Annotated in this window: 19 protein-coding genes and 5 tRNA genes; 4 read left to right on the top strand and 20 right to left on the bottom strand. The window is 68.8% G+C overall.

From position 1 onward, the window contains the following. Positions 1–53: 53 nt before the first annotated feature. Together ACO6VK_RS11920 and ACO6VK_RS11915 are read right to left on the bottom strand one after the other, a co-directional pair. Entirely contained in the window at positions 54–1,031 is a 978-nt protein-coding gene (locus tag ACO6VK_RS11920) for a TraB/GumN family protein (RefSeq protein WP_422507398.1), read from the bottom strand. Positions 1,032–1,168: 137 nt separating this feature from the next. After that, positions 1,169–1,336, bottom strand: coding sequence for a hypothetical protein (locus tag ACO6VK_RS11915; RefSeq protein WP_422507396.1), 168 nt, complete (start codon positions 1,334–1,336; stop codon positions 1,169–1,171). Here ACO6VK_RS11915 and ACO6VK_RS11910 point away from each other — a divergent pair. After that, positions 1,265–1,630 carry a phosphohydrolase gene (locus ACO6VK_RS11910; RefSeq protein WP_422507505.1) on the top strand — a complete coding sequence of 122 codons (366 nt, stop codon included), beginning with the start codon at positions 1,265–1,267 and terminating at the stop codon, positions 1,628–1,630. The genes ACO6VK_RS11915 and ACO6VK_RS11910 overlap by 72 nt on opposite strands. A gap of 68 nt (positions 1,631–1,698) precedes the next feature. Here ACO6VK_RS11910 and ACO6VK_RS11905 read toward each other — a convergent pair. From ACO6VK_RS11905 to ACO6VK_RS11895, 3 genes are all read right to left on the bottom strand, one after another. Further along, positions 1,699–1,785, bottom strand: a tRNA-Leu gene (locus ACO6VK_RS11905). 48 nt (positions 1,786–1,833) lie between these two features. Then, the gene (gene hemN, locus ACO6VK_RS11900) at positions 1,834–3,243 is read right to left on the bottom strand and encodes an oxygen-independent coproporphyrinogen III oxidase (protein ID WP_422507394.1); all 1,410 of its coding nucleotides are present in this window, start codon (positions 3,241–3,243) and stop codon (positions 1,834–1,836) included. 44 nt (positions 3,244–3,287) lie between these two features. Next, positions 3,288–3,725: a group III truncated hemoglobin gene (locus ACO6VK_RS11895; RefSeq protein ID WP_422507392.1), complete on the bottom strand. Its 438-nt coding sequence runs from the start codon at positions 3,723–3,725 to the stop codon at positions 3,288–3,290. A 192-nt stretch (positions 3,726–3,917) separates the two neighbouring features. Between ACO6VK_RS11895 and ACO6VK_RS11890 the strand changes: the two genes are divergently transcribed. Both ACO6VK_RS11890 and ACO6VK_RS11885 read left to right on the top strand, forming a co-directional pair. After that, on the top strand, positions 3,918–4,214 hold the full coding sequence (locus ACO6VK_RS11890) for a hypothetical protein (RefSeq protein ID WP_422507390.1): 297 nt from the start codon (positions 3,918–3,920) through the stop codon (positions 4,212–4,214). 2 nt (positions 4,215–4,216) lie between these two features. Then, positions 4,217–5,314 carry a 4Fe-4S dicluster domain-containing protein gene (locus ACO6VK_RS11885; RefSeq protein ID WP_422507388.1) on the top strand — a complete coding sequence of 366 codons (1,098 nt, stop codon included), beginning with the start codon at positions 4,217–4,219 and terminating at the stop codon, positions 5,312–5,314. A gap of 33 nt (positions 5,315–5,347) precedes the next feature. On the opposite strand, the gene ACO6VK_RS11880 is transcribed toward ACO6VK_RS11885, so the two are convergent. The 6 genes from ACO6VK_RS11880 to ACO6VK_RS11855 form a co-directional block, all read right to left on the bottom strand. Continuing rightward, a complete protein-coding gene (locus tag ACO6VK_RS11880; protein ID WP_136006325.1) occupies positions 5,348–5,593 on the bottom strand; it encodes a hypothetical protein in 246 nt (81 codons plus the stop codon). 441 nt (positions 5,594–6,034) lie between these two features. After that, entirely contained in the window at positions 6,035–6,484 is a 450-nt protein-coding gene (locus ACO6VK_RS11875) for a BLUF domain-containing protein (RefSeq protein WP_422507386.1), read from the bottom strand. A gap of 178 nt (positions 6,485–6,662) precedes the next feature. Continuing rightward, positions 6,663–6,736, bottom strand: a tRNA-Cys gene (locus ACO6VK_RS11870). 47 nt (positions 6,737–6,783) lie between these two features. After that, positions 6,784–6,859: transfer RNA gene (locus ACO6VK_RS11865), tRNA-Gly, on the bottom strand. Between the two features lie 146 nt (positions 6,860–7,005). After that, positions 7,006–7,081 (bottom strand) — tRNA-Gly (locus tag ACO6VK_RS11860). Positions 7,082–7,240: 159 nt separating this feature from the next. Further along, entirely contained in the window at positions 7,241–8,347 is a 1,107-nt protein-coding gene (locus ACO6VK_RS11855) for an NAD(P)/FAD-dependent oxidoreductase (protein WP_422507503.1), read from the bottom strand. Positions 8,348–8,481: 134 nt separating this feature from the next. Here ACO6VK_RS11855 and ACO6VK_RS11850 point away from each other — a divergent pair, with 134 nt between their 5' ends. Further along, the gene (locus ACO6VK_RS11850) at positions 8,482–9,084 is read left to right on the top strand and encodes a hypothetical protein (protein WP_422507384.1); all 603 of its coding nucleotides are present in this window, start codon (positions 8,482–8,484) and stop codon (positions 9,082–9,084) included. Positions 9,085–9,179: 95 nt separating this feature from the next. Here ACO6VK_RS11850 and ACO6VK_RS11845 read toward each other — a convergent pair. From ACO6VK_RS11845 to ACO6VK_RS11805, 9 genes are all read right to left on the bottom strand, one after another. After that, positions 9,180–9,255, bottom strand: a tRNA-Gly gene (locus ACO6VK_RS11845). Between the two features lie 46 nt (positions 9,256–9,301). Beyond that, the gene (gene pgsA, locus ACO6VK_RS11840) at positions 9,302–9,925 is read right to left on the bottom strand and encodes a CDP-diacylglycerol--glycerol-3-phosphate 3-phosphatidyltransferase (RefSeq protein WP_422507382.1); all 624 of its coding nucleotides are present in this window, start codon (positions 9,923–9,925) and stop codon (positions 9,302–9,304) included. A gap of 9 nt (positions 9,926–9,934) precedes the next feature. Continuing rightward, positions 9,935–11,782 carry an excinuclease ABC subunit UvrC gene (uvrC, locus tag ACO6VK_RS11835; protein ID WP_422507380.1) on the bottom strand — a complete coding sequence of 616 codons (1,848 nt, stop codon included), beginning with the start codon at positions 11,780–11,782 and terminating at the stop codon, positions 9,935–9,937. Further along, positions 11,779–13,194 carry a hypothetical protein gene (locus ACO6VK_RS11830; protein ID WP_422507378.1) on the bottom strand — a complete coding sequence of 472 codons (1,416 nt, stop codon included), beginning with the start codon at positions 13,192–13,194 and terminating at the stop codon, positions 11,779–11,781. Before ACO6VK_RS11830 ends, uvrC begins: the two co-directional genes overlap by 4 nt. Continuing rightward, the gene (locus tag ACO6VK_RS11825) at positions 13,191–13,679 is read right to left on the bottom strand and encodes a low molecular weight protein-tyrosine-phosphatase (protein ID WP_422507376.1); all 489 of its coding nucleotides are present in this window, start codon (positions 13,677–13,679) and stop codon (positions 13,191–13,193) included. Before ACO6VK_RS11825 ends, ACO6VK_RS11830 begins: the two co-directional genes overlap by 4 nt. Then, positions 13,676–14,449 carry a 3-deoxy-manno-octulosonate cytidylyltransferase gene (kdsB, locus tag ACO6VK_RS11820; protein WP_422507374.1) on the bottom strand — a complete coding sequence of 258 codons (774 nt, stop codon included), beginning with the start codon at positions 14,447–14,449 and terminating at the stop codon, positions 13,676–13,678. Before kdsB ends, ACO6VK_RS11825 begins: the two co-directional genes overlap by 4 nt. A gap of 90 nt (positions 14,450–14,539) precedes the next feature. Beyond that, a complete protein-coding gene (gene lpxK, locus ACO6VK_RS11815) occupies positions 14,540–15,562 on the bottom strand; it encodes a tetraacyldisaccharide 4'-kinase (RefSeq protein ID WP_422507372.1) in 1,023 nt (340 codons plus the stop codon). Continuing rightward, on the bottom strand, positions 15,562–17,310 hold the full coding sequence (msbA, locus tag ACO6VK_RS11810; protein ID WP_422507370.1) for a lipid A export permease/ATP-binding protein MsbA: 1,749 nt from the start codon (positions 17,308–17,310) through the stop codon (positions 15,562–15,564). Before msbA ends, lpxK begins: the two co-directional genes overlap by 1 nt. Continuing rightward, positions 17,307–17,729: an ExbD/TolR family protein gene (locus ACO6VK_RS11805; protein ID WP_422507368.1), complete on the bottom strand. Its 423-nt coding sequence runs from the start codon at positions 17,727–17,729 to the stop codon at positions 17,307–17,309. The genes msbA and ACO6VK_RS11805 overlap by 4 nt, the downstream gene beginning before the upstream one ends. Position 17,730 lies beyond the last annotated feature (1 nt).

Here is a 17,730-nt window from a genome sequence, read left to right as displayed (position 1 = left end):
GACCGCTGCGCGCGCCGCGACCGGGCGGCGCGTCAGAAAACCGTCGCGGCGACTCAGGGAGATTCCACGGCGTAACCCAGCCGGTGCAGGTCTTCCAGATAGCCATCGGGGGCGAGCAGGGAAAACACCGGCACCACCGCAAAGGTCACGGTGTTGCGCTGCAGGGCCTCGCGCGCGTGGCCCAGCCATTTCTCCTGTGCGCGCCGGTCCAGGTCGGTCAGGCCGCGGCGGCGGCCGAACTCACTGCGCGCCACCGCGTCCACGCACGCACCGTACTGGCTCTGCACGGCCATCTGCTGCAGCGCCTCGATATCGCCCACCGACCACGCGTTCGCGCGCTCGACCAGGAGCGGCAACTTGCTCTCCACCACGTCAAGGGTGCGCTCGAAACATGCCACGTCATCCAGGCTGCTGGCGCGCACTTCCTTGAGCGCCTGGCGCGGGTCTTCGATGCGGATCACCACCTGCGTCGCGACCGGTTTATGCCCGTGCGCCTTGGCCGCCTTGTCCAGCACCTCCGAGACCGCAGAGCGCTGTTTGAGGCCCACCTTCTTCAGTGCCTCGCTGTACAGCTCGGCAGCCGCCACCAGCGGACGGTCCTTCTCGATGCCACCGTCGCGCCCGATGTACCGCTTCTTCTGCACCTCCCAGCGCGCGTACAGATCGGCCGGCAGCACCTCCTGCAGGCGTCGCCCGTCCGGACTGCGCGCGGCCTTCATCGCCGACGGCAACAGGGTCAGGCCCTTGAAGAAACCGATATCGGCGTCCAGCGTCCAGCCCGGTGCGGTCAACATCTGCTGCGCTTCGGCGATGACGGCCTCGACCTCGTCCGACCGCCACTCCAGTTTGGCCGGCAATGGGCTGACCGTGCCCAGGATCCACAGCGTGTGCCCGTCGCTTGACGACACTTTCCACAGCCCGGGACCGGGCTGCTCACCGGAGACCACCACCGGTGCCATGTCCACGACCGGCGGTGGCGACTGCGCATCTGCTGCGGTTGTCCACGCCAACATCATCACCATCAGTGCCATCCCTGCACGTGTCGCCTTTTCCATGTTTCCCTGCCCGTACGGTGTGTGTCGCGCAGCGTAATGCGCCGGCGAACGCGCTGCGTAAAGTTTGCGTTCTGCTGCGCGATTCCGTTCCCCGCGCATAATGGGGTTCCGGTTTACAGGGAGAATGCGTCATCGATATCGCGCTTCGTGCCGCCGCGCTTGCCCGTCGTGCCCATGCCGACCAGGTCGACAAGGCCGGACGGCCCTATATCGGCCATGTTGCCCGCGTCGCCGCCCGGGTCCACGGCGACCCGGATGCCGAAGCCGTGGCGTGGCTGCACGATGTCGTGGAGGATTGCCCGGACTTCGCCGATGAGGTGGCCGGCTTTCCGGCGCCGATCGTGGCGGCGGTCCAGTGCCTGACCCGCCGCGACGACATCACGGCCGACGCCTATTACGCGGCGATCCGCGCCAATCCACTGGCCCTGAAGGTCAAGCTGGCCGACATCGCCGACAACCGCGACCCGGCACGTCTGGTGTACCTGCCCGATGCGATGGCGCAGCGCCTGACGGAAAAATACGCGCACGCGCTGCACGCGCTGGGCGTGGGGCCGAGCTGTGACGCTCCCCTGTAGCACCGCGTCGGGGAGCGGACAAAATCGCTGGGTGATGCCCGGTGTGCCGGGCACGGAGTTTCGGTGGCTGGTGCCCGGAGCCGGAATCGAACCGGCATGGAGTTGCCCCCGGCGGATTTTAAGTCCGATGCGTCTACCAGTTTCGCCATCCGGGCCGCGGCCATAGGGTGCCTGATCGCGCCCGGATTTGGAATGCGCGCCGTTCAGATCGCGCGCGAATAGCGCACCGGCTGGCCGGGCTGGGCCAGGTACCGATCAAAACACATGGCCAGCAGCCGCAGCAGCGGGCGACCGCGTTCGGTGGCGCGCACGATGCCGTGGGCGTGCTCGGCCAGCCCGTCCGCCTGCAGCGCTGCCAGCGCGGCCAGGCCGTCGGCGAAATAGTGGTCAAAATCCACCCCATGCCGCGCGGCCAGCGCACGTCCATCCACCTCGCCCTGGCACATCAACTGGCCGATCAGTTCGGCGCGCAGTTCATCGTCGGCATCCAGCGCCAGGCCGCGCCATACCGGTATCTGCCCGGCGTCCACCGCCTGTTCCCAGGCAGGCAGCTCGCGTGGGTTCTGGCTGTAGTGCGGGCCGATGTGGCTGATCGCGCTGGCGCCCAATCCGACCAGGTCGGTATCGGCGTGGGTGGTGTAGCCCATGAAGTTGCGGTGCAGCTGGCCGGCGCGCTGCGCGCGGGAGAGATCCTCGTCCGGCAAGGCGAAATGGTCCATGCCGATGTACTGGTAGCCGGCCGCCCCCAGCCGCTGCACCGCCAGGCCCAGCAGCGCCAGCTTCTGCTCCGGCGTCGGCAGGTCGGCGTCGGCGATCTGCCGCTGCGCCTTGAACAGGTGCGGCAGGTGCGCATAGCCGTACACGGCCAGACGATCCGGGCGCTCGCGCAGCACGGTTTCCAGGGTCTGCGCGAAGCCGGCCAGGGTCTGCCGAGGCAGCCCGTAGATCAGGTCGACATTGACCGAGCGCAGCCCGTGCGCGCGGCATGCCTGCAGGATCGCCAGCGTCGGTGCCACGCCCTGCTCGCGGTTGATGGCCTGCTGCACCTGCGGGTCGAAATCCTGGATGCCCAGGCTGGCCCGGTTGAACCCCAGCTCGGCGAGCACGGCGATGTCCGGCGGCGTGATGAAGCGCGGGTCGAGCTCGATTGAGAAATCGCGCGCAGCCGACGTGCTGAAACGGAAACGGCTGCGCAGACCGTCGAGCAGCGCGCGCAGTTGGACCGCATCGAGGAAGTTGGGCGTGCCGCCGCCCAGATGCAGCTGGATCACCTCGCGCGCGGGGTCGAACAGCGGCGCGATGCGGTCGGCTTCGCGCAGCACCCGGGCGACGTAGGCCTCGCCCCTGCTGCGGTCGCGGGTGATCACCCGGTTGCAGCCGCAGTAGAAGCACGGGCTGCTGCAGTAAGGCACGTGCACGTACAGCGACAGTGCGCGCCCCGTGACGTTGCTGGCCGCGATGGCCCCTTCCAGCGCGGCGGCGTCGAAGCCGTCGTGGAAGTGCGGCGCGGCCGGGTACGAGGTGTAGCGCGGGCCGGGCCGGTCGTGGCGACGCAGCAGTTCGGGGTCGAAGTCCCAGGCAAGGCCGGCAGCGGCAGGCGTGATCGTGTCCATGCCGCCAGCGTGCCCGGGACCGGGCCGGCGCGCATTGCGCCAGATCAATCCAGGCGCGGTTGCCCCAGCATCGGCAGGCTCGGCCAGTGCAGCATCTGGAAGCGCCGCCAGAACGTATCGGCGATGCGCGTGGCCACATCGTCGGCCAGGCGCTGCATCGCGGGATTGCCGCACTCGGCCGTGGTAATCCGGAACAGGCACAGCCAGCGGTCGAACAGGTCCCGGTCCAGTTCTTTCATGGCCATGTGCTTGGGCATCGGCGCGCCCTTGAACCGCCGCGTGCCGCGCAGCATCGCCGACCAGAAATCCACCAGCTGGGCCAGGTGTCCGTCCCAGTCGTCCACGCGCGCGGCAAACACCGGTGCCAGGCGTGGCTCGGCGCGCACGCGGGCGTAGAAGTCATGCACCAGGCGGGTGACGTCCGCTTCGCTGCACAGCTCGGGCGCAGCAACGGGCAACGGGGTTTCAGACAGATCCGGCATGGGTGGTCAACAGATACGGATGGAGAGCAGAGTCGGGGTGGAGACAGGTGGGCGCCTTGATCAGGATCAATGTCGCCGGCGTCCGCCCCGCCTAGGCTGAACGCACCTGCAGGATGCGCGCAGCGGCGTCCCCGGCCTCCGGTGGCGCGAAGTATAGACGCGCCCTGCCCCTCTCTCCTGACCGGGGCTGCAATGTACGATCCGCACGACTCGCCCGACCCCGCCCGCCGGCAACGGCTGATCCAGCAATGGGGCGCCGTGCTGTGGCCCAGCTTCATCGCAGCGGGCCTGGCCAGCCTGGTCTTCTTTGCCTTCGTGGACCCGCTGCGGCTGCGCGAGATCAGCTTCCCGCAGCAGGCGATCAGCCGCGAACTGGGGTACACAGTCGGCTTCTTCATGTTCTGGGCCGTGACGGCCGCCGCCAGCGCGCTGACCGGGTTCCTGCTGCGACCGCCGCAGCGCGACGACGACGACCTGCCGCTGGGATGAACATGCCGCGACGGGTTCCCCTGCACCTGGTGGACACTGCACCGTTGCCTGCGCCTGCCGGGACGGAGCGCCGGCGCGCGCCGCCGCGTTGGCGGCCGCTGTTGTCGCTGGCACTGCTGGCGGTCTTCTACGCCCTGCCCTGGCTGCGCTGGCGCGGCAGCCAGGCGCTGCTGCTGGATCTGCCGGCCCGGCGCTTCGATCTGTTCGGCATGACCCTGTGGCCGCAGGACGCCTGGGTGGTCGTGGGCGCGCTGGCGGTGGCAGCGACCGGCCTGGTGCTGCTGACCAACCTCGGCGGCCGGCTATGGTGCGGGTACGTCTGCCCGCAGACGCTGTGGAGCCGCCTGTTCGGCTGGATAGACCGGATCACCGCGCGCGCGGTGCCCTGGCCGGCGGCCGCGCGGGCGGCCAGACACCTGCTGTGGGCCGTCGTCGCACTGTGGACCGGGATTACCTTCGTGGGCTTCTTCACCCCCATCGATACGCTGGTCGCCACGCTGTGGCAGCCCGCATGGAGCAGCTGGGAACGCTTCTGGGTGCTGTTCTATGCGCTCGCCACCTGGGGCAATGCCGGCTTCCTGCGTGAGCAGGTGTGCCGCTATCTCTGTCCCTACGCGCGGGTGCAGGCCGTCTTCTGCGACGTCGATACCCCGCGCATGCACTACGACGCACGCCGCGGTGAGCCGCGCGGTCCGCGGCCGGCCGGACAGGGCGGCGTGGTCGAGCGCGGCCGCGGTCTGCTCGATCCGGTCAGCGCCAGCGACTACGCCTTCCGCGCCGCGCATGCCGACATCGCCGGCCCCATGCCGCACTTCAGCGCCGACCGGCTGGGCGACTGCGTGGACTGCGCCGCATGCGTGCGCGCCTGCCCGATGGGGCTGGACATCCGCTCCGGTCCGCAGGCCGACTGCATCGCCTGCGGCGCCTGCGTGGACGCCTGCAACCAGCAGATGCGGGCATGGCAGTTCCCGCAGGGACTGATCCGTTACGAAAGCCCGCGCCGTGCCCAGCAGCAACGGCGGCGCTGGTGGCGTCCGCGCACGCTGGCCGCCAGCGCCTGCCTGCTGGCGCTGCTGTGCATCGGCTGGCAATGGTGGTGATCTCCCCTGCGCCCCGGACTCCCCGCCCGGTGGTCAACGTGCGCGCGGGCGCCCCGGGCTGCGCGGCGGCACCATCTGCGCGCGACGCACGATACCCAGCTGTTCGATGATCAGGGCCAGTTCGTTGGTCACCCGCGTGCGCGAGGTGCCTTGTGGTACCAGCCGGTCGAGCACCCGCTGGTATGTTGTCCAGAATTCCGGGCCACAGCCATGTTTGACATAACTGGCTTCCAGCTCGGTCCGCACTCCCTCAGCCAAGCCATGTGCGCCGTATTGCATACGACCTCCGGTGGACTTGCCCTGCGTGGTGTCGATAACCCGCGTGATTGCGACGTAGACGAACGCTTCACCCCTGGTTCACCTCAAGCTTGCACGGTCTTTGCGCCAAGTCAATCGCCGCGACCGGCCCCGCATCAAGACACCTGAACCATTCATCTTGATGCATCTGCCCGAGGCCATCATCTCCCCTGGTCGTTGACAGCGATATGTCAGCGGGGCGGCCGTACGCCGCACACGGCAACGGCAGGCAACCCAAAAGGTCCGGTCACGACGATGCCCAGCGGGGCGTCACGCGCAGAGGGGAAACGACCAGGGAGAGTCGGATACGCGCCGGAGGCCGGCGCATGGGAAGGTGCGCCGACGGGGATACGCTACCGCCGGGAGGGCGCGCACTCCATCGGATACGGACGAATCTACGGGCAGGCTGCCGCCGCGCGTGAACTACCGCGCGTGCTGGTCCAGCAGCGCAGGCGGCACGTGCGGTGCGACGACCTGCACCAGCAACCCCATGCCGGCGGTCACCGCAGGGCCCTGATGCAGGTGGTGCGCGAAGCCCAGCCAGTCGCCGGCACTCAACTGCCGGATCAGGCCGGGTTCGACGCCAAGCCAACGCATGCCCCAATAGGGGAACGCACGGCTGGAAACGCGGCCGCGCGCCAGTTCGACCAGGTGTTCATGGCTGCGCGCCTGCAGGACGCGTTCGTACACCGCCGACACCCCATCATCGGGCCCTTCGAAGTACTGCAGGAAACGCCCGCCGTCGTAGAGCAGCACGCCGGTGACGCCGGCCACGCCATTGAAGCGGGTGGCATCCTCGACCAGGGTCTCCAGCGCGGTGGTGGAGAGGCCGGAACGCGCCTCACTGACATAGGCGATCGCACGCAGGGGCATCGGGCACATCCAGGTTGAAGCAGAGCATCATGCTGGCACGATTCCCGCCACGGGAAGCAGGCAATGCCTGAAGCGTTCATACCGACAGGATCGGCAAAGCGCTGCACGACCACCCGCGCGGCACATCACGCAAACAACAAAAAGCCCGCTTTCGGCGGGCTTTCTGTTTGATTCAAGATGGAGGCCTGGGTCGGAATTGAACCGGCGTACGCGGATTTGCAGTCCGCTGCATGACCACTCTGCCACCAGGCCGGTGACCCTATATGACAAGACCCCGAGAACGGGGCCTGGTCAGGATTTGGAGCGGGAAACGAGACTCGAACTCGCGACCTCAACCTTGGCAAGGTTGCGCTCTACCAACTGAGCTATTCCCGCAAAATCAAGCGTGTATGTTACCGAAACCGCGCGTAACACACCAGCTTTTTCACACTTTATTTCACATCCGCCGCGACTGCGTCGCATGGGATGCCCGCGTGCCACCGCGGAGAAAAACAAGGCCCCTGGGGGGCCCTGTCGAAATATGGAGCGGGAAACGAGACTCGAACTCGCGACCTCAACCTTGGCAAGGTTGCGCTCTACCAACTGAGCTATTCCCGCAGACTTTCGCCTGCCCCGACTGCATCGCACCCGGAGGTGCTGGAGGCTGTCGGCCCCTCGACCTGCGTCGAAGGAGCGCTATTGTGTCGGGATTCCTTCACGCCGTCAACATGCTTGTTCAGCCGACGTGGCACGATCGTGCCACGCGGTGTGCCGCGCCTACACGCGCATCCCGCGCCGATGGAAATACACCTGTTCGGCCACCCTCCGCATCGCGCCCGACTGCAGGGCCAGATTGAGCGGCCAGTCCATCTGCAGGTGATCCATTGCCCAGCGCAGAACCCGTTTGGCGCGGAACCGAGGCGCCGCACGCGCCGCCACCATTTCCGGCACCGGCCCCTGCCCGCGCAGATGCAGCGCGATCGCATCGCCTACGGTCCAGCCGTGCCGCCACGAGGAATGGATGCCCCCGGCCGAGAGCGGCGAGACGATGCCGGCGGCGTCGCCGGTGAGCATCACGCCGGGCGCGGCGATCGGGCCATCCGGCACCCCGCAGGGCACCAGTCCTGCGCGGGTGGCGCTGGGCCGGGCGCTGGCGGGCAGGCCGACCACGTCGCGGACGTGCGCCAGGAAGCCGTCCAGGTCCGGCTGCCGGGCGCGGGCGGGATCATGGCGCAGCGCCAGCCCAACCTGCACGCCGGTCGGATTCTGTGCGACCCAGCCGATGTAGCCGGGCGCGAAGCGCCGGCTGGCGAAGCAGTGCAGCGCGCCGGCCTCGGGCAACTGCATGCCGGCAAACTCGTGCTCCACGCCGTAGAGCGTGTCCCGCACCCTGCCGAGCCCAGTCCGTTGCGCCACGCGCGAGGTGGCGCCATCGGCGCCCACCAGATAGCGGCTGCGTCCCACGCCGTCCACCTGCCAGCCAGCGCCATCGCGCCGCGCCTGGGTGAAGGACTGCGCCAGGCGCAGGTCCACCCCACTGGCGCGCAGCTCGCCCGCAAGCCAGCGCAGCAGGTTCGGGGTGTCGGTGGTCATGAAGTAGTAGCCCGGCGCGGCCAGCAGCACGCTACGCAGGTTGGGCGCATACAGCCGCACCCGCTCCACCCGCTGCAGAAGCGCCTCGGGCACGCGCCGCAGCCAGGTCTGCTCGATCGCCTCCTTCACGATAATGCCGGTGGTGTGCAGGCGCGCGCCGGGATCGGCCTTGCGCTCGAGCACGCACACACGCAGGCCGTACTGCGCCGCCGCCAGCGCGCACGCGGCGCCGGCAAAGCTGGCCCCCACCACGACCAGATCGTAGTCGGCGGCGGAAGAAGCGGTCTCCATCGGTATGTCGTCCTGCGCTCGTAGGATGCGCAGGATCGCGATCGCCCGGGGAGAGGCCATGAAGTACCGGTGAAGCGGGTATGAAGCGACACGTCGGCGCGCGTGCCGCATGACCCCGTGTGACAATCCGCGCCATGAAGCGCCTTCTCACCGGACTCCTCGGCGTGTGCATCGCCGCCGCGTTCCCAGCCCTGGCGGCACCGCCGTCCCTCACCGTAGCGCTGGCGGATGGCAGCCGTGCACGCCTGCGCATCGACAGCGCCACCGGCAGTGCGCAGCTGCTGTCCGCTGCCGGCACGACCGATCTGCGGGTGAACCCGACGCTGCGCGACGCGCTGTCCCGATCGGACACCGTGATGGCACTGGGCCGCCACGCGGCCGCAACGGACGCGGACAGCAGCCTGCTGTTGTTCATCAGCGCCGCATCGCGCCCCGGTGCCCCGATGGGCTACTGCGGCGCAGGGCAGGAAGACGGTCTTCTGCTGCTTGGAGTGCGCAACGGCGCACTGGTCCAGCTCGATTTCATGGTGCTGCAGAGCTGCCTGGATTCGATCGACCTGGCGGTTGATCTGGCCGACGGACCTGCCGCCGCCTTCCACCCGCTGCCCGCGCCGTGGCTGGTGCGCTTTGCGGCCCTGCAGGAGGACACGCTCGTCCAGCGCTGCGTGGGCATCCGTGAGGAGCGACTGGTGGTGGAGGATGATTGCGGCGGCAGTGCATCGCCCGTGCCGCCCTGACACGCGTGTGTTGACCGCAGAAACAGAAAAAGCGACCTTCCGGTCGCTTTTTCTGTTGGGCTTCAACGCGATGAACTGCCTTGAAAACCGGTATCTGGAGCGGGAAACGAGACTCGAACTCGCGACCTCAACCTTGGCAAGGTTGCGCTCTACCAACTGAGCTATTCCCGCTTGGGAGGCGAAATTCTACAGCCAAACGCGGTGCTGTCAACAGCCCTCAGCCATTCTTTTTCGCCTTGGCGCTTTCACGCGCGGCGCGCTCGTCTTCACGCAGGCTCGGCCAGGCCGCGTGCAGGTACTGCAGGCCCGAGAACAGGGTCAGCACGGCGGCAATCGCCAGCGTCCAGTCGCCGATGTGGAACACGACCTCGCCCATCCAGATCTCGTGCATCGGCGTGTGCGGTGCCACCGAGTACAGCAGGCACAGCAACGCGACCATCTGCGCGGTGGTTTTGATCTTGCCGATCAGGGCGACGCGCACCTTGGCACGCTGGCCGATCTCGGCCATCCACTCGCGCAGCGCCGACACGGCGATTTCACGGCCGACGATCACAGCGGCCCAGAACGCCATCCACGGCGTGGGATGGCCCTGCACGATCAGGAACAGCGCCACGGCCACCATCAGTTTGTCCGCGACCGGGTCGAGGAAGGCGCCGAACGCCGAGGCCAGGTCGTAGCGGCGCGCGATCCAGCCGTCCAGCCAATCGGTCAATGCGGCCAGGCCGAAGATCGCCGCAGAGGCGAAATTGGTCCACTTGTAGGGAAGGTAGAACACCAGCACCAGCACCGGGATCATCACGATCCGCAGCAGCGTCAGCCAGGTGGGGAGGGTCAACTTCATTGCGTCTCTCTACTCGCCCGCCGCGTCGGGCGTGGGCAGTCCATGAAGGTTAGCGTAGATGCGTGCAGCGAGGGCGTCATTGATGCCCTCCACGTTGGCGATTTCCGCCTCGCCGGCCGCTTTGAGGCCAACCAGGCCCCCGAAATGCTTGAGCAGACTCGCGCGGCGGCGCGGGCCGATACCCGCGATATCCTCCAGCTTGCTGGTCATCCGCGCCTTCTGGCGGCGGCCACGGTGGCCGGTAATGGCGAAGCGGTGGGCTTCATCGCGCACCTGCTGGATGAACTGGAGGGCCGGCGACGCCGCGCCCGGACGCAGCTCGCGGCCATCCGGCAGCACCAGTGCCTCGTGCCCTGCCCTGCGCTCCACGCCCTTGGCCACGCCCACCAGCATCACCCCCTCCACACCCAGATCAGCCAGGGCGGCCTGGGCCTGGCCCAACTGGCCTGCGCCACCGTCGATCAGCAGCAGGTCCGGGAGCACGCCATCCTCCTCCACCGCACGGCGGAAGCGGCGGTCGATGGCCTGGCGCATCGCGGCGTAATCGTCGCCCGGCTCGATGCCACTGATGTTGAAGCGGCGGTACTGGCTGCGCACCGGGCCGCTGGCATCGAACACCACGCAGGAGGCCACCGTGGCCTCGCCCATCGTGTGGCTGATGTCGAAGCACTCCACCCGCTTGACCGGCTCGGCCAGGCCCAGCATCTGCCGCAGGTCTTCGCTGCGCGCATGCTGGGCGCTGCGGCTGGTGAGCTCGCTGACCAGGGTGATCTGCGCGTTGCGGCTGGCCAGTTCGACATAGCCGGCACGCTCGCCGCGCACGTTCCAGCGCAGCTGGACCTTGTGCTCGGCCGAGGCCGACAGCGCCGATTCGATCAGGCTGGCATCGGGGATTTCGCGGTCGAGCAGGATCTCGCGCGGCGGCGAATGCTCGGCGTAGTACTGCGAGACGAATGCGCCCAGCACCTCGTCGGCGCTTTCCTCGCCGTTGGTACGCGGGTAGAACGGCCGCGTGCCCAGGTTGCGGCCGTCACGGAAGGCCAGCAGCATCACGCAGGCATTGGCGCCCTGGGTGGCGCAGGCCAGCACGTCCAGGTCGGCGGCCCGGCCATCCACGTACTGGCGGGTCTGCATGCTGCGCAGTGCGGTGATGAGATCGCGCAGGCGCGCGGCCTGCTCGAACTCCAGTGCCTCGCTGGCGGCCTGCATCTGCGTGCCCAGTTCGCGTGCGAGCTCGTCGCTCTTGCCGTCCAGGAACATCGACGCGCGGCGCACCGACTCGGCGTAGTCGTCGGCGGCCACCAGGTCCACGCACGGCGCGCTGCAGCGACCGATCTGGTACTGCAGGCAGGGGCGCGAGCGGTTGCGGAACACGCTGTCTTCGCAGCTGCGCAGCTTGAACAGCTTGTGCATCAGGTTGAGCGTGTCGCGGACGGCGGTCACGCCGGGGTACGGGCCGTAGTAGCGCCCGGGGACCGCGCGCGGCCCCCGGTGCAGCGCGATGCGCGGCCAGTCCTCGCGGGTCAGCAGCACGTGCGGGTAGGTCTTGTCGTCGCGCAGGGACACGTTGTAGCGCGGCGACAGCGACTTGATCAGCTGGTTTTCCAGCAACAGCGCTTCGGCCTCCGAGCGCGTCACGGTCACGTCCATGCGCGCAACCTGCGACAGCATCGACATGATCCGCGTGGACTTGGGCGTGCCGTTGAAATAACTGCCGACGCGGTTGCGCAGCGCGCGCGCCTTGCCGACGTACAGCAGCGTGTCGTCGGCGGCATACATGCGGTACACGCCGGGGGCGGTGCTCAGGTGGGCCGCGAATGCCTTGCCGTCGAAGGCGGGGGCGGAGGAAACAGTCATTCGCTGATCGGGACGTCGCTCAGAACGCCGCTGACCGGATCGAACCGCAGCACGGCATGCGCGTCGGTCTCGGCGATCCATACCGCCCCGCCGCCGAGGGCCAGGCCGGCCGGGCCGTGCAGGCGGCGCGGCAGTTCCAGCGTGCTCAGTTCGCCGCCGCCCAGGCGCAGCGTGCGCAGGCGGCCGTTGCCGGTATCGGCGATCCACAGCAGCGGCGCATCCGGGCTCAGCGCGATCGCCTGCGGGTACTGCAGGCGCGCAGTGGCGCGCGGGCCGTCTTCGTCGCCGAACGACCACATGCCCTGCCCGACCAGGGTCTGCACCAGATCGCCGCGCAGCTGCATCGCGCGGATCGACGAGCCCAGCGCATCGCATACATACAGTGCCTGCTGCACCGCCGCCAGCGAGGTCGGTTGCGCGAACGCGGCCATGTGACCACCGCCATCGCGCTCTTCGATGGCCCCCGAACCGGCACGCCACTTCAGCGCGCGCTGGCCCAGGTGATAGCTCCAGATGCGGTTGTCGCCGGCCATGCCGATGTGGATCTGGTTGTCGGCCACCGCCAGGCCCAGCGGATGGTTCAGCGGGCTGCGGCGCGGATCGGCGACCGGCCCTTCGATCGGCTCACCGGGACGGCCCGTGCCGCACAGCGTGTCGACCTGGCCGGAAATCAGATGGATGCGGCGCAGGGCATGGTTGCCGGTGTCGGCCACGTACAGCCACTCGCGCTCCAGCGCGAGCCCCTGCGGCCGGTTGAAAGCGGCTTCGCCCGGGCCACCGTCCATGAAATCGGCGGTGCCCAGACCGAACTGGCGCAGCACGCGCCCCCCGTGGCTGCACTCGAGCACGCGATGGTGGCCGGTGTCGGCGATGTACAGGCGTTCGGTGGTCACCGCCAGCCCGGTGGGGAAACTCAGCGGCAGGCGGGGCTCGGGATGCAGCTCGCGGCGCACGTTGAGCTCGTCGTCGAGCGGTCGTGTCGCGCCTTCGCACAGCCCGTTGAGGGTGCGCTCCAGCTCACCGCCAAGGCCGACCAGGCGCTCGCGCTCGCGGCCCTGGGCATCCAGCAGCACCAGCGTGGGCCAGGCGGTGACGTTGAAGCGCCGCCAGCCGTCCCAGTCCGCATCCAGCAGCGCCGGCGCGGTCAGCCCTTGCCGCCGCAGCAGCTTGAGCGACTGCGCCGGGTCGCGTTCGCAGTCGAAGCGCGGCACCTGCAGCACCAGCAGCTGCACTTTGCCGGGATTGCGCGACTGCCACAGCGCCAGTTCGGTCAGGCGCTGCGCGCACCACACCGAGGCGGCGTTGACGAAGGCAAGCACCACGGGCCGGCCCTGCAGTTCAGCGAGGGTCGTCGGGGCGGCGTTGAGCCAGGTGGCGAACTCGGGGAGATCCTGGACGGGCTGGACGTTCATGCCCCGATTATGCCGGAGTCGGCGTCATGCAACAGTCGTGCCACGGTCGCCTGGGCCGCCGCGTCCACCAGGGCCCAGACCTGCTCGAAATGATCCTCGCCCCCGGTGTACGGATCCGGGATCGAGGCCGGGGTGTCGATCCCGGCCCACGGCAGCCACAGCGACAGGCGTGCCTGCCCGGCCGCGCTGGCCAGCCGCGCGGCATCGCGCAGGTTGTTGGCATCGGCGCAGAAGACGTGATCGAAGCGGTCGAAATCCACGCGCTGCAGCTGGCGCGCGCGCAGGCCGGCGATATCCACGCCATGCCGCGCGGCGCAGGCGATGGCGCGCCGGTCCGGTGGCTCGCCGACGTGCCAGTCGCCGGTGCCGGCCGACTCCACGCTGACCCGGCCCGCCAGCGGCGACGCCGCCAGACGCGCGCGCAACGCGCCCTCGGCCATCGGCGAGCGACAGATGTTGCCCAGGCACACCACCAGCAGCTTCACGCCTGCGCGCTCCACCACGCCTCCGCGCGGACCAGGTCCTCGGGCGTATCGATGCCGGGCGGGAACACAGCCGGCGACAGCGCGACGGTCAGCCGGTGGCCGGCCTCCAGCACGCGCAGCTGTTCGAGCGATTCCAGCTGCTCCAGCGCGCCCGGCGGCAGGGCGGCAAACTGGCGCAGGAAGCCGGCGCGGTAGCCGTAGATGCCGATATGGCGCAGCCAGTGCGACCCGGAGAGGGTCTGGCGCGACTGCGCGAAGGCATCGCGATGCCACGGAATCGGTGCGCGGCTGAAATACAGCGCGTCCAGGTTCTCGCGGCGCACCACCTTGACCACGTTCGGATCGAACAGGGTGTCGGCGTCCTCGATCGGGGTCGCCAGGGTGGACATCACCGCACCACTGTAGACCAGTGCCTCGGCCACGGCGCGGATGCCGTCGGCGGGCGCAAAGGGCTCGTCACCCTGCAGGTTGACCACCACGGTGTCGTCGGCCCAACCGGCCTTGAGCGCGCATTCGGCCAGGCGGTCGGTGCCCGACACATGGTCGGCTGCGGTCATCGCCACGCGCACCCCGTCCAGACCCGCCAGCGCGGCGGCGATGCGCTCATCGTCGGTGGCGACCCACACCTCGCGCGCGCCGGCCAGCAGCGCGCGTTGCGCCACACGCAGGACCATCGGCTCGCCGCCAATCAGGCGCAGCGGCTTGCCGGGCAGACGGGTGGACGCGAAGCGCGCGGGAATGGCGACGACGAAATCGAGGGGAGCACTCATGAAAGACCTCTGCGCAGCGGCGGTGCGGGACGGCCGGCGCGTGACCGGCGGAATGATGGGGACAGTGTGCCGCAGCCGGCACCCTGCCCGTCAACGCTTGCCGAGCTTGTCCAGCCGGTCCAGCAGGTTCACCCAGAAGGCGGCCGGCAACTCGGCCGCCAGCGGCACGGCGAAGTGCCACTCCGTGGCGAAGGCCTTGCACTTCACCGCGTCCTTTTCGGTCATCAGCACCGGCAGTTCGCTGCCGAAACGCAGGTCCGACGCCTGGTAGGCGTGATGGTCGGCAAATGCGTGCGGCACCACGCCGATACCGTGAGCGCGCAGCATGTCGAAGAACCGCTGCGGATGGGCGATACCGGCCACCGCATGCACGCGCTGGCCCTTGAAGTGCGCCAGGGTACGTGCGCGCCCGCCCTGCAGCGGCTGGGCGCTATCGATATGCAGCTGCATCGGCCACTCGCCGAAACCGCTGGCCGGCAAGGCGTCTGCACCATCGCTGGCCTGGCCCATGTTGACCACGCGGAAGTCGCAGTCGCGCGCGCGGCTGGCGGGCTCGCGCAGCGGACCGGCCGGAATCAGCCGCCCGTTGCCGTAGCGGCGCTGGGCATCGACCACTTCGATCTCGATGTCGCGGGCCAGCCGGTAGTGCTGCAGGCCATCGTCGCAGACGATGATGTCGCAGCCCGCCTCGACCAGTGCGCGGCCGGCGGCCACGCGGTCGGCATCCACGCGTACCGGCACGCCGGTCTTCCAGGCAATCAGCACCGGTTCGTCACCGCCCAACGCAGTGGAGGTTGCCGCCTCCACCCAGCGCGGCGTGCCCGCCTCGTCGCGGCCATACCCACGGCTGGCGACGCCGGGCTTCCACCCGGCCTCGCGCAGGCGGTTGACCAGCACGATGGTCAGCGGCGTCTTGCCGGTGCCGCCGGCAGTGACGTTGCCCACCACGATCACCGGTACCGGCAGACTGTGTCGCTTCAACCAGCGGCGCCGGTAGAGCAGCCGCCGCAGCGCGATGGCGCCGCCGTACAGGGGCGCCAGCAGGCGCGCCGGCAACGGCACCGGACTGCCGTCATACCAGTACGACGGAGTCTGGGTTCCCTTGCCGGCCATCAGGGCTGCCTTTCGCGGAACTGCATCTTGTGCAGGTGTTCGTACAGGCCGCCCAGCGCCAGCAGTTCTTCGTGGGTACCGCGTTCGACGATGCGGCCGTGGTCCATCACCAGCACCTGGTCGGCGTGCTCGATGGTGGACAGGCGATGGGCGATCACCAGCGTGGTGCGCTCGGGCATCAGGCGCTGCAGTGCATCCTGCACCAGCCGCTCGGATTCGTTGTCCAGTGCCGCGGTCGCCTCGTCGAGGATCAGGATCGGCGCATCACGCAGGATCGCGCGCGCGATGGCCAGACGCTGGCGCTGGCCACCGGACAGCAGCGCGCCGTTCTCGCCGACCGGCGTCTGCAGCTGCTGCGGCATCCGTTCGATGAACTCCCACGCGTTGGCGGCTTCGGCGGCGGCGCGGATCTGCGCTTCGCTGGCGTCCATGCCGTAGGCGATGTTGGCGCCCACCGTATCGTCGAACAGCATGACCTTCTGCCCGACCATCGCCACCTGGCGGCGCAGATCGGCCAGCGGATAGTCGTCCAGCGCCACGCCATCGAGGGTGATGCGCCCGCCGCTGGGTTCATAGAAGCGCGGCACCAGCCGGATCAGGCTGGTCTTGCCGCTGCCGGAACGGCCCACGATCGCGGTCACCGTGCCCGGCCGGGCGACGAAGCTGATGTCGTCCAGCGCAATGCCGGTGTCTTCGCGATACCGCAGCATCACGTGCTCGAACGACAGCTCGCCCTTGACGCGACCGATGCGCGTCAGCCCCTGATCGCGCTCGACCGGCATGTCCAGGATGGAGAACAGGCGTTCTGCGGCCGACACGCCGCGCGCGATCGACGACTGCACGCTGGTCAGGCGACGCAGCGAGGGAATGATCGCGGTCATGGAGATCATCAGGCCCATGAACTGCCCTGCGTTCAGGCGCCCGGCCAGCGCTTCGCGGGTGGACACCCACACGATCACCGCCAACGCCAGCGCGGCCAGGAACTGGACCACGCTGGACGCTGCCGCGCGCGTGGTTTCCACCTTCATGTTCAGGCCCAGCATGCGGTTGGCCAGGCGTGCATAGCGCGAAATCTCATGCGCCTGGGTGCCGTGCACCTTCACTTCCTGCTGCGCGGACAGCGACTGCTCGGCCGTCTGCGCCATCGTTCCCATGCCGTCCTGGATGCCGCGGCTGATGCGCCGGTAGCGCTTGCCCACGAACGAGACGATCACGCCGATCAGCGGCACCACCACCAGCATCGCCACGGTCACCTTGACGCTCATCTGCAGCATCACCACCAGCATCGCGATGATGGTCAGCGTGTCGGCCACCAGGGTCTTGAGCGCGTCGGCGCTGGCCTGGGTGACCTGCTCGGTATCGAAGTTCAGGCGGCTGACCATCACCGGCGTGGACTCGGCATCGAAATGCGACGACGGCAGGTGCAGGTACTTCTCCAGCACCTGCTCGCGCAGGTCGCGCACCACGCTGCGGCCGGTGCGTGCCAGGGCATAGTCGCTGACGAAGGTGGCCGCGCTGCGCGCCACGAACAGCCCCAGGATGGTGAGGGGCAGAATCACCGCCATGCGCGGCTCGGGATTGACGAAGCCGCGGTTGACCAGCGGTTCCATCAATTTGCTGAAGTGATAGCCGGCCAGGGCTTCGACCACCATGCCGATGACGGCGGCGACCATGAACACCCAGTAGGCGCGCGTGTAGCCCAGCAGGCGTTTGTAGATCGGCCAGACCGGCGCGTGTTTGTTGCTCATGGACGCACCTCGGGGGCCGTTGCGATGGCGATGCGCCGGAAGCCGAGCTGGCCCAGCGCATCCTGTGCGGTCACGACCGCCTGGTAGGGAGTACGGGCATCGGCGCGCAGCAGCACCGTCTGCTCGCGATCGGTGCCGGCGACCGACGCGATGGTCTGCTTGACCGACTCGACGTCGGTACGCAGCACTTCCTGGTCGTTGATGAAATAGCGACCTTCGGCATTCACCAGCACGCTCAGCGCACGCGGCGGCTCGGCGCTGTTCTGCTGGCTGGCCGTCGGCAGCTGCACCTGCAGCGTGGAGCGCGCATCGAACGTGGTGGTGACCACGAAGAAGATGATCAGGACCAGGATCACATCGATCAGCGGGACCAGGTCGATATGCGGCTCGTCCTGGGTCCGGTCATTGCGGATACGCATC

Origin of the sequence: Stenotrophomonas sp. GZD-301 (assembly GCF_049310345.1) — a bacterium.
Lineage (GTDB): Bacteria > Pseudomonadota > Gammaproteobacteria > Xanthomonadales > Xanthomonadaceae > Stenotrophomonas.
Note: the sequence above shows the minus strand (reverse complement) of the source record. Positions and strands in the feature narration are given on the sequence as shown.